The organism is Agrobacterium sp. H141, from assembly GCF_057158725.1.
On sequence record NZ_CM169893.1, the window covers coordinates 2,520,801 to 2,533,768 of the forward strand.

Below are 12,968 nucleotides of genomic sequence, written 5' to 3' on the forward strand. Positions count from 1 at the left end.
GGCCTTTCCGAGAATATGCGATGACGTTTTGTGTCTTTGCCGCAGTCACAGGTCAACCCCATGGCTGAGTGCAAGGCTGAAACAGGTCCACTGGCAGAAAATAGCGATCCAAAGCGTTTGCGGACGACCGTTTTTTAATCATTCGCTGCCTCAAGCCGTCTTTTTCTGCCCGTTTTTCATGCTGCTTGTTCAAATTGCCGTTTTTCTGGACGATTCTGTCCATCACCACTTGACCGTGTACCCATTTAAGATTGTGATAGATCCGTTCGCGCCGGGAGGGCAGCGAGCCGGTGGCAATGTGTGTGTTCAAAACGCGCAACCCACTGCTGCAAAAGACAATAGATAAAGGTTGGGAAAAAATGAACATCAAGTTCTTGTCCGTCGCAATTGGCGCCGCAGTCGTAGGAATGGCCGCCTCCGGCGCCTCCGCTGCTACCCTTGACGACATCAAGTCGAAGGGCTTCGTGCAATGCGGCGTGAACACCGGTCTTGCCGGATTTGCTTCGCCAGATGCGCAAGGTAACTGGACCGGTTTCGACGTCGACTACTGCAAGGCCGTTGCCGCTGCGGTTTTCGGTGATGCGACCAAGGTCAAGTACACGCCGACCACCGCGCAGAGCCGCTTTACCGCGCTTCAGTCCGGCGAAGTCGACATGCTGGCACGTAACACCACATGGACCATCAGCCGCGATACGGCTCTGGGTTTCAACTTCCGTTACGTGAACTACTATGACGGCCAGGGCTTCATGGTTCCGAAGGCACTCAACGTGTCGTCGGCTCTCGAGCTGTCGGGCGCGGCCGTCTGCGTACAGTCCGGCACCACCACCGAGCTGAACCTTGCCGACTACTTCAAGGCCAATAATCTCGAATACAACCCGGTCGTCTTTGAAAAGCTCGAAGAAGTGAACGCTGCCTATCAGGCCGGTCGTTGCGACGTTTACACGACCGACCAGTCGGGCCTGTATTCGATCCGCCTTACGCTCAGCAATCCAGACGATCACATCGTTCTTCCGGAAATCATCTCCAAGGAGCCGCTCGGCCCGGCCGTGCGCCAGGGTGACGACCAGTGGTTCGACATCGTAACCTGGGTTGGTTACGCGATGGTGCAGGCTGAGGAGTTCGGCATCACTTCGGAAAACGTCGACGACATGAAGGCGAATTCCAAGAACCCTGACGTGCAGCGCTTCCTTGGCGTTGAAGCCGACTCCAAGATTGGTACGGACCTGGGCCTGACCAATGAGTGGGCCTATAACGTGATCAAGGGCGTCGGTAACTACGGTGAAGTGTTCGAGCGCAATATCGGCGTCAACACTCCGCTGAAGATCGAGCGCGGCCTCAACGCTCTTTGGACAAAGGGTGGCCTGCAGTACGCACCGCCGATCCGCTAAGATCAGGCATAACATCTTACGAGGCGGCGAAAGCCGCCTCGTTCATCTCTAGGATTGCCATCAAGGCGACCAGCGATGAGCGGCAAGAGCCGGGACCGTGGATGGGAACCCGGCATGCCGATATAGAAGACCAATAAGACCCCAAAGGGGTCGCGGGGATACACAAGCATGACAGATCACGCCGTACACCAACCGGTGGCTGGTCAGAGCTTCAGCTCGCTGATCTACGATCCGAAGGTGCGCTCCATCTTCTTTCAGGTCGTCACGGTGGCATTGCTGACGTTTCTGGTTTGGAACATCGTCAACAACACAATGGAAAATCTGGCCCGGTCGAATACTGCCTCGGGCTATGACTTTTTAAAGAGCCGGGCCGGCTTCGATATCGGCCAATCACTCATCTCATACAGCAGCGATTCCACGTATGGCCGGGCGATTATCGTCGGCCTGCTGAACACGCTGATGGTTGCCGCAACCGGCATCGTGACAGCAACGATACTGGGCTTTCTGATCGGTGTCGGCCGGTTGTCCAAGAACTGGTTGATCGCCAAGCTTTGCACGGTTTATGTCGAGACCTTCCGCAATATTCCGCCGCTGCTGGTGATCTTCTTCTGGTATTCCGGCGTTCTGTCGGCACTGCCGCATCCGCGCGATTCGATCATCTTGCCGTTCTCGACCTTCCTCAACAATCGCGGTCTGGCCTTTCCAACGCCGATTTGGGGTGAAGGGTCGATCGTCCTGCCCATCGCCATCGTCGTCGCAATTGCAGCTTCCATTTTCCTTGCCCGTTGGGCAAAGGCCAGACAGATGCGCACCGGCCAGCCCTTTGCCACCGCAAAGGCAGTGACCGCCATCGTGATCGGCCTTCCGCTGCTTGCTTTTCTGGCCGTTGGCGCACCGCTGACGTTCGATTATCCGGTTGAAAGCACCTTCAATGTTCGTGGCGGCTCCATTATCCGCCCGGAATTCGTGGCTCTTTATCTGGCACTGTCCTTCTACACGGCAGCCTTTATTGCCGAGATCATCCGAGCCGGCATCAAGGGCGTTCCCCACGGCCAGACCGAGGCTGCCTCGGCGCTGGGAGTGCGCCCCTCGATCACCACGCGCCTCGTCGTGGTTCCACAGGCGATGCGAATCGTTATTCCACCGCTCACCAGCCAGTATCTCAACCTCACGAAAAACTCCTCGCTTGGGGTCGCCGTCGGTTTTCCCGAACTGGTGTCCACCGGTGGCACGACGATGAACCAGACGGGCCAGGCTGTCGAAATCGTTTCGATCTGGCTTGCCGTCTACCTGTCTATCAGCATTGCCACATCCCTGTTCATGAACTGGTTTAACGCCAGAATGGCTTTGGTGGAGAGATAAGCGATGGCACAGACTATACATTATGTCCGTCAGGACATGCTCGACTCCAAGCCGGCACCGATGCAGGGCAATACTGCCGGTGGATGGATCCGCGAAAATTTGCTCGCAACGCCCAAGGATATCATTCTGACGGTGCTGGGCGTTGCCTTTCTGTTGTGGCTCCTGCCCGGTGTTATCAACTGGCTGTTCATTCAGGCGGCCTGGACGGGCGCTGACCGTGCAGCCTGCGCGACGATTGCCCAAGGCGGCAATCAACCCGACGGGTGGTCCGGCGCGTGCTGGGCCTTTGTCGATAACCGCATGATGCAGTTCATCTTCGGTCGCTATCCGCTCGACGAGCGCTGGAGACCGATACTGGTCGGTATCATGTTCATCGGTCTTCTGGTGCCGATGCTGATGCCGAAGGCGCCGCGGAAGGGACTGAACGCTCTCTTGCTGTTCGTCATCTTCCCGGTCGTCGCCTTCTTCCTGCTGCATGGCGGAATTGGCCTTCAAAAGGTCGAAACTCCCCTATGGGGCGGCCTGATGGTCACGTTGATCCTGTCCTTTGTCGGCATTGCGGTGTCCCTGCCCTTCGGCATCGTGCTGGCCTTGGGCCGACGATCGCATATGCCGGCCATCCGGATCATCTGCGTGTTCTTCATCGAAGTGGTTCGCGGCGTTCCGTTGATTACGGTTCTGTTCATGGCCAATGTGATGTTGCCGCTATTTTTGCCGACAGGCTGGACCATCGACAATTTCCTGCGTGCACTGGTTGGCGTTGCCATCTTTGCCTCGGCCTATATGGCCGAAGTGATCCGTGGCGGCCTGCAGGCCATTGCCAAGGGACAGTATGAAGGCGCCGATTCTCTGGGTCTCAGCTACTGGCAAAAAACGCGGCTGATCATCCTGCCGCAGGCCATCAAGCTGGTCATTCCGGGTATCGTCAACACCTTCATCGGGCTGTTCAAGGACACCTCGCTGGTCTCCATTATCGGCATGTTCGATCTTCTCGGTATTGTCCGCCTCAACTTCACGGACGCCACCTGGGCATCGCCGGTGACACCACTCACGGGCCTTGTGTTTGCGGGCTTCATTTTCTGGATATTCTGCTTCGGCATGTCGCGCTATTCCGCCTTTACGGAACGGCGTCTCGACACCGGGCACAAGCGCTAAAGAGGGGAACATACAAATGGCACAGGCCAACACCGCTCAAAGAACCGTTGCCGAAAACTCGGTCGCCGTCGAAATCATCAATATGAACAAGTGGTACGGGGACTTCCACGTGCTGCGCGACATCAACCTGAAGGTGATGGGGGGCGAGCGCATCGTCATCGCTGGTCCTTCAGGCTCCGGCAAATCGACCATGATCCGCTGCATCAACCGTCTGGAAGAGCACCAGACCGGGCAGATCCTCGTCGACGGTACAGAACTCACCAGCGATCTGAAGAAGATCGACGAAGTGCGCCGCGAAGTCGGCATGGTGTTCCAGCACTTCAATCTGTTCCCGCATCTGACCATTCTGGAAAACTGCACGCTGGCACCGATCTGGGTGCGCAAGATGCCAAAGAAGGAAGCAGAGGCGATTGCCATGCACTTTCTCGAACGCGTCAAAATCCCGGAACAGGCCAATAAATATCCAGGCCAGCTCTCCGGTGGTCAGCAGCAGCGCGTGGCGATTGCCCGGGCCCTGTGCATGAAACCGAAGATCATGCTGTTCGACGAGCCGACATCGGCGCTCGACCCTGAAATGGTGAAGGAAGTTCTGGACACCATGGTAAGCCTTGCCGAGGAAGGCATGACCATGCTGTGCGTGACCCACGAAATGGGCTTTGCCCGGCAGGTGGCGAACCGGGTGATCTTCATGGACCAGGGGCAGATCGTCGAACAGAATGCGCCGGCGGAATTCTTCGACAATCCGCAGCATGAGCGGACCAAGCTGTTCCTCAGCCAGATCCTGCACTGAGCTTAAACAGACAGAGAGACCATCAAAGTCGCCGCCTCTTCGAGGTGGCGGCTTTTTTTATCGCAAGGGCAACCGGTCGGCTGGTGAAGTGGCCGGATTGCCGCACCCGGTTTGGCGGAGCCCTACCAGTTGAAGGCGTAGCTGGCCTTGAAAGCTGCGCTATTGGTCTGAACACCATGGGCAAAATCCGCTGACACGGTCCAATGGTCCAGGATCTTCTGTTCGAGCCTCAGGGTTGCCGTCATTCGCGCCTGATCGCTGGCAAGCCGTGCACCGGCTGTGACGGCCATGCGATGGCGGATATCGGTGACATAGACCTGCTGGTTGGCGGAGACTGCGACGCGGCCGGCATCGGCTTCGCCATAAATCACCGTGTCGATGCTCTGGCGCAGTTCCAGATTAGCACTCTCTCCGATCCAGACAGGCTGGATATTTTTGACTGATGCTTCCACCTGCTGCGTATTCGGACATAGCTGAACGCGCGCGCCGCGCCGGGCGTGGCTGCTATTGTCATAGAGAGTGCCGACGGAGGCCGAGATGGATGTGGGGATTGCGCTGAGTGCGCCGCTGTCTGTGGCGACCACGCCAAGCTTGAGGCTGGCACTCATCGGCAGAGAACCGCCGAAGCGCACGCGCCAATCGCCCACATAATCCCGATCGGAGTTGCGGGTGGCCTGAAACGTCAAAGGCGCTGAATCGCCTGCCCAGGCGGGGCCGACCGCAAGCACGCTCATATATATAAATGAACCAGCGAGAAACGCTTTCATCATCATCTCCCGGCGTACCGCCGGCACGCAAGAAAGAACCGCACCGAGTGCGTCCACGAATCAGTCGATATTATCGCAATGCAGCAAATCGAAAACCGGAGATGTTGAGCAAGCTGACCATTTGCGCCAACCTGTGACAGATCGGCATCGTTGATGCCTATGTCTTCGGTATGGACAAAAAGCGAAGTGGCGACCCCTGCAGGATTCGAACCTGCGACCGTCGGCTTAGAAGGCCGGTGCTCTATCCAGCTGAGCTAAGGGGCCGTCTGGCCGGCTTGAGCCGGCTTTGGGCGAGACTGAAGCGTCTTTGCGCCTGTCTAGGTGTTCAGCCTTAGTGCGTCCAGGGCTGCTGGCGGCTGTAGCGGAAATTATCGGTGTAGGATGCCACCTGGCGGACCGCTTCCTTTGGCGGGATCACGCGATAGTCGACGCCGTTCTTCTGCGCATAGGCCACTGCCTGTTCCTGCGTCTCGAAATTGAGCTTCACCTGCTGGCGCGTATCGCTGGACGTGGTGTAGCCCATGACGGGATCGATCTTGCGCGGGCTGTTCTGATCGAATTCGAGCACCCAAATATGAGTCTTGGCCTTGCCGGACTGCATGGCTGTCTTTGCAGGTCGATAGATCTTGGCGGACATGGGCTTCGGGCTCCTAAACACAAGCGAAGGATTTCATCTCAAACACCCTGGCTTTCAGCAGCGTCCATCCGGGGCAAGAGAGACGGAAGAGACTGTACACCAGCTTCTACCTTCATAAGGTTGAGATACTTGCTACAGGTTCAAATGGCAATATGCCGACCCGGCGCTGGGCATCGATTATCCCATAAATCTGAAAGGTTGAGAGGCCGTAATGCGCGTGGCCCCGGACGGTCGCAGAGGCTGATCGGTAAACCCTGCCGATCGGCATCCCTGCGCTGACAACGTGAAATGATATCCGCGCAAAAGCGCCAGACGCTTTATGTTCAGCGTCCTGCAAGTTCTTGTTTTCTTGGGAAGATCAATGGTCGGAGTGGAGAGATTCGAACTCCCGACCCTCTGGTCCCAAACCAGATGCGCTACCAGGCTGCGCTACACTCCGTGCCGTTGACGAGTGTGGCAATACACGGTTACCCCATGGGCCGCAACAGCAAAAATGCGTTTTTCTTACGGAATTTTGACAAGGCCGTTTCAACGCTGGTTGATATTGCTGAGCTTCAGGTGATCTCCCGCTGCAATGCCAAGTTCAGACGCCCGACCGCCATTGATTTCCAGCACATAGCGTACAGGGCTGCGCGACGGAACGATGGTCTCTGAATAGGGTTCGGTGTTTTCTGCGACCCGCTTGATCTCGCCGTCGCTGGCAACGAACAGCATGTCGAGCGGAAGCGGTGTGTTCTTCATCCACATCATCACTTCACGTTCCACCGCGAAATCGAAAATCATGCCGGCGTCCGGCGCAAGTTCTGTACGCTCCATCAGCCCCCTCGCCCGCTGATCGGGCGTGGCGGCAAATTCGACCGCGAATTCACGCGCGGGACCGGCTGCCGTCTCGATGGTGACGGTGGCTGTACCAAAGATCGGCTCTGCCGCCTGAGCGACGCCGGCCAAACACAAAAAAAGCGCCCCAACAGCGCTTTTCACAAAACCATTCTGCAACATCTGCATCAGTGAGCCCGGTTGATCGGATCTGGAATATCCGGGTGAATTTCGGCAGCCATAAGGCCTTTTTCGCCATCTCCAAAACGAACCAGAACCGTCTGACCCGGACGCAGTTCCGTCAGGCCGAATCGGCGCAGCGTTTCCATATGGACGAAAATGTCTTCCGTGCCTTCACCGCGCGTCAGGAAGCCGAAACCCTTGGTTCTGTTGAACCATTTGACGAGTGCGCGTTCGAGACCGCTTGTGGCCTGCACCTGGACATGGGTCCTGACGGGTGGAAGCTGCGACGGGTGGACTGCCGTCGACTGATCCATGGATAGAATCCGGAAGGCCTGATAGCCACGGTCGCGCTTCTGGATGAGGGCCACGATGCGCGTGCCTTCGAGAATGGTCTGATATCCGTCTCGCCTCAGGCAGGTCACATGCATCAGCACATCCTGCATTCCATTGTCCGGAACGATGAAACCGAAGCCCTTGGCGACGTCAAACCATTTCACGACGCCCGTGATTTCGATTAGATCTATCGGCTCGCTAGAAAGATCCTGAAATTCAGAGATCCCCTTCGCTGACATTCTGTCTGCCATTACCACCAGCCCCTCGGCAACGCTTCACATTCCAGATGTTAACTGATTCTTGATATCCAGAATAACATTCCTGCAATGGTGCTGCGCAAGCCCTTGTTTCAAATAATACCCAGATGCTTTTGTTGCTCCACAGCCTTGCTCCAAGCTGTCGTCTGCACCATATCGTAACAGCCAATACAGGAGTACCAAAATTGCGCTATCTACACACGATGGTACGCGTCAAAGATCTGGACGCATCGCTCGATTTCTACTGCCGGGTCTTTGGCCTGAAAGAAACGAAGCGAATCGACAACGAAAAAGGCCGATTCACTCTGGTCTTTCTCTGCTCGGATGAAGACATCGCCGAATATGGCGATCGCGCTCCGAGCATCGAGCTCACATACAACTGGGATCCGGAGGAGTATTCCGGCGGTCGCAATTTCGGCCACCTCGCCTATCGGGTCGACGATATCTATGCCACCTGCCAGACCCTCATGGACAATGGCGTGACCATAAACCGTCCACCGCGCGACGGTCACATGGCCTTTGTCCGCTCTCCCGACGGGATTTCGATCGAGATCCTGCAAAAGGGCGACAGTCTGGCACCGGCTGAGCCCTGGGCTTCAATGCCGAATACCGGCAGTTGGTAAGCCCGTTCGGCTCCACGCAAGATTGACATGCCATGAAGACGGGAGTTTGCGCTCCCGTCTTTTTTTGTTGCGGATGAGCGAAGAACCAAACGGCGGGGTTCGCCGGAAGCGGAGCGGATATGTTGCGTCACCTTCAATACCTCAATGTGAAACAGACATCGCGCGTGGCGGCTTGCGCCAGCCTGCTGCTATTGGCTGGCTGCATGACCGGCGCCAAGGATCAGGCAGCCCTCGGCCTGGATATTGAGGATGCTGATCTTGTGGCGACCGCGGACGCACCCGGGAAAACACCGGGCGGCTATGTCGACCCAATGGTTGCCAATGCTGCCGACCCGGTGGCACAGACGGCGGCCGACGGCAGCGGCACAACGGATACCGCACAGCTACAGGAGGCCCCTGAGGATCTAGGGGCCGTTGTGATGCAGCAAACGGGTGTCAACGCGGGACGCTCCAGCATATTTTCCGCCTATCAAGCGGTTGAGGATGCAGCGCCCGTGACCGCGTCCGAAACACCATCGAGCCTCATTCCGGCCGGCATGCCGCAACGTGGAATCCATGCCGCTTCAGGTAGCCTTTTCAGCGCGCCGGCTGCTGCTCCTGCGACCCTTCCGCCCAGCGAAGACGGTGCCCTTTACTAGGCGAGGTACGAAGGGTCCGTTGCTGGATCGTTACACCTTCAATTCATGAGAAGGGCTTTTTCCCGGCACAGCAGGGCTTTGTAATTCCTGCAAAATTTCAATCGGCAACGTTTTCTTCGGTCTGTGTCATTTTTTTGAAAAAAGCGCAAAAATCCGCTTGCGGGATTCGAAAGCCCTGACTATAAGGGCGCCACGGCACGCGCCCTTCGTCTATCGGTTAGGACGCCAGATTTTCATTCTGGAAAGAGGGGTTCGACTCCCCTAGGGCGTACCAGTTCTCTATCCTAAAACTTGCAGGATATCGATCGGCAATCATGCACTTGGCGCATGTGCCACTGGCTGTTGGTGCCGCAGTTTCCCATCTTTAAAAAAATGGACCGGCGAGGTCTGCTCAACACCTCGTCCGGTCAATTGCCCGTCACCGCCCTGTTGATATCAGACAGCGACAGGTGGGGAAGAGGCCGACTGTTTCGAAGATGCCAGAACACCGTTTGCCCAGTCCGCGCAGGTTTTCACCCCGCCCAGAGGAAAGAAATGTACCTGCCTGATTAGGCTGTCTGGCTCGTCAGCCAAATAGGACTGCAGATCCGCCAGCACATCCTCGGGTTCATAAGGCAGCATCAGCTTGGTGAGATCCGTGGCACGCTTTTGCAGCACCTTCAGCGACGGTCCGACGCCACACGCGACAGCATATTTGATCAGGGTCTGGAGTTTGGCCGGTCCGGCAATTCCGAGATGAACGGGCAGCGTGATGCCGGCCTTTCGCAATCGGCGATCCCAGGCGATGATCGGCTCGACGTCGAAGGCAAACTGCGTGACGACGGCCATCTGAGCATCGGTGCGCTCGGAAAAGGCCTGCTTCCAAACCAAGGCCTCATCGATCAGCCGGCATGAGCCGTCCTTGTCTATATCCCTGTTGCCTTCCGGATGGCCAGCGACATGCAGGCGCTTGAAGCCATATCTGTCGAACAGGCCCGTTTCGATCATCTGGATCGAACTGTCGAATGTTCCCGCTGGATTAGAACTCCCTCCCCCCAGCAACAATGCCTGCTCGACACCGGCTTCATCGCGGTATCTCTTGATCCAGTCTTCAAGGGTATGGACATCGGCAATGCTGCGTGCAGGAAAATGCGGCATGACCTGGAAACCGTCGCTGGACAATCGCGACGCCGTTGCCACCATGTCGTCGATCGGCGTTCCATCGATATGGGCGATGTAGACCCGCGTTCCAGCCGGCAACAGCGCCTTGAAGTCATCGATCTTGGCCGCTGTGCGCGGCATCACTTCAATGGAATATCCCTGAACGACAGTCGACAAATCGAGCTCAGGTTTTTCATTACCGTGATCGGCGCGCTTGAAGAACTTAAACATTGCCTTGTTCCTTCCGTCTGCGGCCGCACCGACCTTCCCTGCCTGGTGCAGAAGAGCTGATAGTCGAATGCCGGGGCACACTCATGCTCACCGGCATTCGGCAGCACCGGTTTACGTCAACCCTTGCGGCTGACATCGGCTATCAGTGGTCTCATCGGGGATTGCTCGGCCCGCGCCTAATACGACGCGGGCCGTGGTCCCTGTTACTTCTTGGAACGCCAACTGTCCGCGTAGTTTTCGCGGGCTTCGCTCGAATACGGCGTGGGCGAGACGCGCACGCGGATTTCGGTCTGCTTGTGCTTTTCCGTCGAGGTCTTGCCAGTCGTTTCCGGCTCGCCCCATTTCATCGTCAGCACATCGCCTTCCTTGACGTCGGCATGCACCACGCCCAGCGACAGGACGCAGCGTTCATTGAAGGAATAGCCGTTGAACATCGACATGCCGACCATCTTGCCGTCCCGCATGACCATATCGGCGCTGGAAGAGGCATAATTCGGTTGCGGGAAGTCGATCCACTTATATGGCGTGCCCTGTTCAAAGGCCGATGCGATGACCTTCAGCACATCCTCGCGGTTCCACTCGAAGGTGACCTTCTTTCGATGGGTCTGGCCCTTCATCTTCTCCAGCGCCGCCTTGCCAACGAAGTCCTGCTTCTTCCAGCCGATGTAGAAATCGTAGCCGAGTTCGAACGGATTGACGTAGTAATCCTCGATATTGTCGCTGACGAAGGAACCACCGATCGCACCGGCTGCTTCATAAGAATCGGCACCGAGCCACTGGCGGTATTCCGCGAGCATGCCATCGCCGGTATAGATACCGGGCAGCGGCGACGGGATCCAACCGGATTCCAGCGTATTGGTGGAATAGGCGCGGCTGCCGCAACGAACCAGATCGACGCCCGCATCCTTGGCGGCCTCAAGAATGCAATTGAGGATATAGGACTTGTCCTCATAAGGGCCCCAGATCTCCAGACCCGGCGCACCGGACATGCCATGACGAAGGGCCTGCACCTTGCGGGAGCCGACATTGATCCAGTCCACATGGAAAAACTTGATGTCGGGGATCGGACCGCCATTCATCTTCTCAAAGATCTTCGGTGCGTCCGGTCCCTGGATCTGAAAACGGTAATGGGTGCGCAGCACGCGTTCGCCCTCAGGACGCGATGGGGAACGCGGATCGTGCTTGATGCGGACATTCCATTTTCCATAGGCAGCGCAGAACTGCAGCCAGTTGGATGTCGGTGCACGACCGACAAGAATGAACTTGTCCTCACGCTCGCGGAAAATGATGTGGTCGCCGATGACGTGGCCATTCGGTGTGACCGGCACGAAGTGCTTGGCGCGGTTCAGGCCAAAATTCGAGAAGGAATTGATGCCGTGATGGCTGAGGAACTCTTCCGCCTGAGGTCCTTCGACGATCAGTTCGTCCATATGGTGAGACTGGTCGAACAGAACCGCTGTTTCACGCCAGGCCTGCTGCTCCACACGCCAGTTGGAAAACTCAGGCGTCACGACCGGGTATACATACATACCGATTTTAGAATTGCGCAAAAGCTCGACAGGATTGCCAGCAGCCTGCAATACCGCCTCTAGGCTCGAGTTAGTCATGGTTTCTCCTCCCATGGGGTTTCTCGCTATGTATACATTATAACACCCAAACAAGCGGGACTTGCAAGAGGCTTTTTCTCCTCCGACAAAGCGGTCCTGTACTTGTTGCCGGCTAATTGACCGTCTCAGGCCATAACCAGCGCCAGCGAAGGCACCTGCTCGATCAGGCTGCGATCTTCGTTCATGAGATAGTCGAGGTTATGGCGCGCAATACGCGCATGCTCTCGCGCCAAGGCTTCCGCACGCGAGCCTTCCCGCGCCGCAATCGCCCGAACCAACGCCTTGTGCTGGGCCTGGGCCTGATAGAGCGAGCGGCGAAAGGCTGTGATATCCGCCTTGTCCGGCAGGAAGGCCGATGGCGAAGCAAAGGGCAATCGCGCTGCACGCTCCACTTCGCGTGCGATCATGTCGCTGCCGCACAATCTTGCAAGCTGATGATGAAACTGCGCATTCAGCTCTGAATATCGATCGAAATCCATGCTGTCCGGGTCCGCACCAAAGCAGTCATCCAACTTCGCCACAGTCGCCCCGATCTCCTCCAGCGCATCAGGCGATACGCCGCGCTCTGCCGCAAGCCGCGCTGCCGCGCCTTCCAGAACACCCCGCAACTCGATGGCATCGATGACATCATCGAAGGTGAATTTGCGTACGGTAAAGCCACCGCTTTTGCCCCGCTCCAGCAGCCCCTCCTCGACCAACCGGCTCATGGCATCGCGCAAGGGGGTGCGCGATATTTCCAGCTCTTCCGACAAGGGCACTTCAAGCAAGCGGGTGCCGCCGGCCAATTCGCCGGCGAGTATTTTCTTGCGCAACTCGATCACGGTTCGGGTTGCGTGCGTATTTCCCGGTGTTTCCGTCATTTCCTGCCTCCACATTGCGCTCCGGACCTCTCCCCAAGTCCGGTTGCGACCAAGGCCGCAAGCTCCACTAGACCATGAGTCTGCATCATTGTCTGCAAACGCGGCACCGATCACCTTACGCACGCCGTCACATGATCGAAAACCAGCCGATTCACGAGAATGCCACCGCACTCGCCTTCAG

General features: G+C 57.1%; 14 protein-coding genes and 3 tRNA genes. 7 read left to right on the forward strand and 10 right to left on the reverse strand.

The features are described from left to right. Positions 1–52 precede the first annotated feature (52 nt). Positions 53–367: a hypothetical protein gene (locus tag ACWPM9_RS11505; protein ID WP_484755230.1), complete on the reverse strand. Its 315-nt coding sequence runs from the start codon at positions 365–367 to the stop codon at positions 53–55. Here ACWPM9_RS11505 and ACWPM9_RS11510 point away from each other — a divergent pair. The 4 genes from ACWPM9_RS11510 to ACWPM9_RS11525 all read left to right on the forward strand — a co-directional run bounded on the left by ACWPM9_RS11510 (position 360) and on the right by ACWPM9_RS11525 (position 4,695). Continuing rightward, the gene (locus ACWPM9_RS11510) at positions 360–1,388 is read left to right on the forward strand and encodes an amino acid ABC transporter substrate-binding protein (RefSeq protein ID WP_428186585.1); all 1,029 of its coding nucleotides are present in this window, start codon (positions 360–362) and stop codon (positions 1,386–1,388) included. The two genes, ACWPM9_RS11505 and ACWPM9_RS11510, sit on opposite strands and share 8 nt — an antisense overlap. Positions 1,389–1,556: 168 nt before the next feature. Further along, entirely contained in the window at positions 1,557–2,750 is a 1,194-nt protein-coding gene (locus ACWPM9_RS11515; RefSeq protein ID WP_428186584.1) for an amino acid ABC transporter permease, read from the forward strand. A 36-nt stretch (positions 2,751–2,786) separates the two neighbouring features. Beyond that, the gene (locus ACWPM9_RS11520; protein ID WP_428186787.1) at positions 2,787–3,905 is read left to right on the forward strand and encodes an amino acid ABC transporter permease; all 1,119 of its coding nucleotides are present in this window, start codon (positions 2,787–2,789) and stop codon (positions 3,903–3,905) included. Positions 3,906–3,921: 16 nt separating this feature from the next. Next, a complete protein-coding gene (locus ACWPM9_RS11525; RefSeq protein WP_428186583.1) occupies positions 3,922–4,695 on the forward strand; it encodes an amino acid ABC transporter ATP-binding protein in 774 nt (257 codons plus the stop codon). A 122-nt stretch (positions 4,696–4,817) separates the two neighbouring features. Here the strand turns inward: ACWPM9_RS11525 and ACWPM9_RS11530 are convergent, their stop codons facing one another. The 6 genes from ACWPM9_RS11530 to ACWPM9_RS11555 all read right to left on the reverse strand — a co-directional run bounded on the left by ACWPM9_RS11530 (position 4,818) and on the right by ACWPM9_RS11555 (position 7,682). Continuing rightward, positions 4,818–5,429 carry a hypothetical protein gene (locus ACWPM9_RS11530; protein ID WP_484755231.1) on the reverse strand — a complete coding sequence of 204 codons (612 nt, stop codon included), beginning with the start codon at positions 5,427–5,429 and terminating at the stop codon, positions 4,818–4,820. Between the two features lie 220 nt (positions 5,430–5,649). Beyond that, positions 5,650–5,726 (reverse strand) — tRNA-Arg (locus tag ACWPM9_RS11535). A 67-nt stretch (positions 5,727–5,793) separates the two neighbouring features. Further along, entirely contained in the window at positions 5,794–6,099 is a 306-nt protein-coding gene (locus tag ACWPM9_RS11540) for an ETC complex I subunit (protein WP_484755232.1), read from the reverse strand. Positions 6,100–6,461: 362 nt separating this feature from the next. Then, a tRNA-Pro gene (locus ACWPM9_RS11545) sits at positions 6,462–6,538 on the reverse strand. A gap of 89 nt (positions 6,539–6,627) precedes the next feature. After that, positions 6,628–7,047: a DUF192 domain-containing protein gene (locus ACWPM9_RS11550; RefSeq protein WP_484755233.1), complete on the reverse strand. Its 420-nt coding sequence runs from the start codon at positions 7,045–7,047 to the stop codon at positions 6,628–6,630. A 56-nt stretch (positions 7,048–7,103) separates the two neighbouring features. Further along, positions 7,104–7,682: a cold-shock protein gene (locus ACWPM9_RS11555; protein ID WP_428186579.1), complete on the reverse strand. Its 579-nt coding sequence runs from the start codon at positions 7,680–7,682 to the stop codon at positions 7,104–7,106. 191 nt (positions 7,683–7,873) lie between these two features. Between ACWPM9_RS11555 and ACWPM9_RS11560 the strand changes: the two genes are divergently transcribed. From ACWPM9_RS11560 to ACWPM9_RS11570, 3 genes are all read left to right on the forward strand, one after another. Beyond that, a complete protein-coding gene (locus tag ACWPM9_RS11560) occupies positions 7,874–8,311 on the forward strand; it encodes a VOC family protein (protein ID WP_428186578.1) in 438 nt (145 codons plus the stop codon). A 119-nt stretch (positions 8,312–8,430) separates the two neighbouring features. Continuing rightward, positions 8,431–8,949, forward strand: coding sequence for a hypothetical protein (locus tag ACWPM9_RS11565; protein ID WP_484755234.1), 519 nt, complete (start codon positions 8,431–8,433; stop codon positions 8,947–8,949). Between the two features lie 199 nt (positions 8,950–9,148). After that, positions 9,149–9,223, forward strand: a tRNA-Glu gene (locus ACWPM9_RS11570). A 161-nt stretch (positions 9,224–9,384) separates the two neighbouring features. On the opposite strand, the gene ACWPM9_RS11575 is transcribed toward ACWPM9_RS11570, so the two are convergent. From ACWPM9_RS11575 to ACWPM9_RS11585, 3 genes are all read right to left on the reverse strand, one after another. Beyond that, on the reverse strand, positions 9,385–10,320 hold the full coding sequence (locus tag ACWPM9_RS11575) for a methylenetetrahydrofolate reductase (RefSeq protein WP_484755235.1): 936 nt from the start codon (positions 10,318–10,320) through the stop codon (positions 9,385–9,387). Between the two features lie 203 nt (positions 10,321–10,523). Then, the gene (gene ligM, locus ACWPM9_RS11580) at positions 10,524–11,927 is read right to left on the reverse strand and encodes a vanillate/3-O-methylgallate O-demethylase (RefSeq protein ID WP_484755236.1); all 1,404 of its coding nucleotides are present in this window, start codon (positions 11,925–11,927) and stop codon (positions 10,524–10,526) included. A 125-nt stretch (positions 11,928–12,052) separates the two neighbouring features. Then, positions 12,053–12,787, reverse strand: a complete 735-nt coding sequence (locus ACWPM9_RS11585; protein WP_484755237.1) for a GntR family transcriptional regulator — start codon at positions 12,785–12,787, stop codon at positions 12,053–12,055. Between the last annotated feature and the right edge of the window lie 181 nt (positions 12,788–12,968).

Excerpts from the sequence above, each read along its gene's own strand:
- ACWPM9_RS11510 (WP_428186585.1), top strand. The coding sequence starts at position 360 with ATGAACATCAAGTTCTTGTCCGTCGCAATTGGCGCCGCAGTCGTAGGA.
- ACWPM9_RS11505 (WP_484755230.1), bottom strand. The coding sequence starts at position 367 with ATGTTCATTTTTTCCCAACCTTTATCTATTGTCTTTTGCAGCAGTGGG.
- ACWPM9_RS11515 (WP_428186584.1), top strand. The coding sequence starts at position 1,557 with ATGACAGATCACGCCGTACACCAACCGGTGGCTGGTCAGAGCTTCAGC.
- ACWPM9_RS11520 (WP_428186787.1), top strand. The coding sequence starts at position 2,787 with ATGCTCGACTCCAAGCCGGCACCGATGCAGGGCAATACTGCCGGTGGA.
- ACWPM9_RS11525 (WP_428186583.1), top strand. The coding sequence starts at position 3,922 with ATGGCACAGGCCAACACCGCTCAAAGAACCGTTGCCGAAAACTCGGTC.
- ACWPM9_RS11530 (WP_484755231.1), bottom strand. The coding sequence starts at position 5,429 with ATGAGCGTGCTTGCGGTCGGCCCCGCCTGGGCAGGCGATTCAGCGCCT.
- ACWPM9_RS11540 (WP_484755232.1), bottom strand. The coding sequence starts at position 6,099 with ATGTCCGCCAAGATCTATCGACCTGCAAAGACAGCCATGCAGTCCGGC.
- ACWPM9_RS11555 (WP_428186579.1), bottom strand. The coding sequence starts at position 7,682 with ATGGCAGACAGAATGTCAGCGAAGGGGATCTCTGAATTTCAGGATCTT.
- ACWPM9_RS11565 (WP_484755234.1), top strand. The coding sequence starts at position 8,431 with ATGTTGCGTCACCTTCAATACCTCAATGTGAAACAGACATCGCGCGTG.
- ACWPM9_RS11575 (WP_484755235.1), bottom strand. The coding sequence starts at position 10,320 with ATGTTTAAGTTCTTCAAGCGCGCCGATCACGGTAATGAAAAACCTGAG.
- ligM (WP_484755236.1), bottom strand. The coding sequence starts at position 11,927 with ATGACTAACTCGAGCCTAGAGGCGGTATTGCAGGCTGCTGGCAATCCT.
- ACWPM9_RS11585 (WP_484755237.1), bottom strand. The coding sequence starts at position 12,787 with ATGACGGAAACACCGGGAAATACGCACGCAACCCGAACCGTGATCGAG.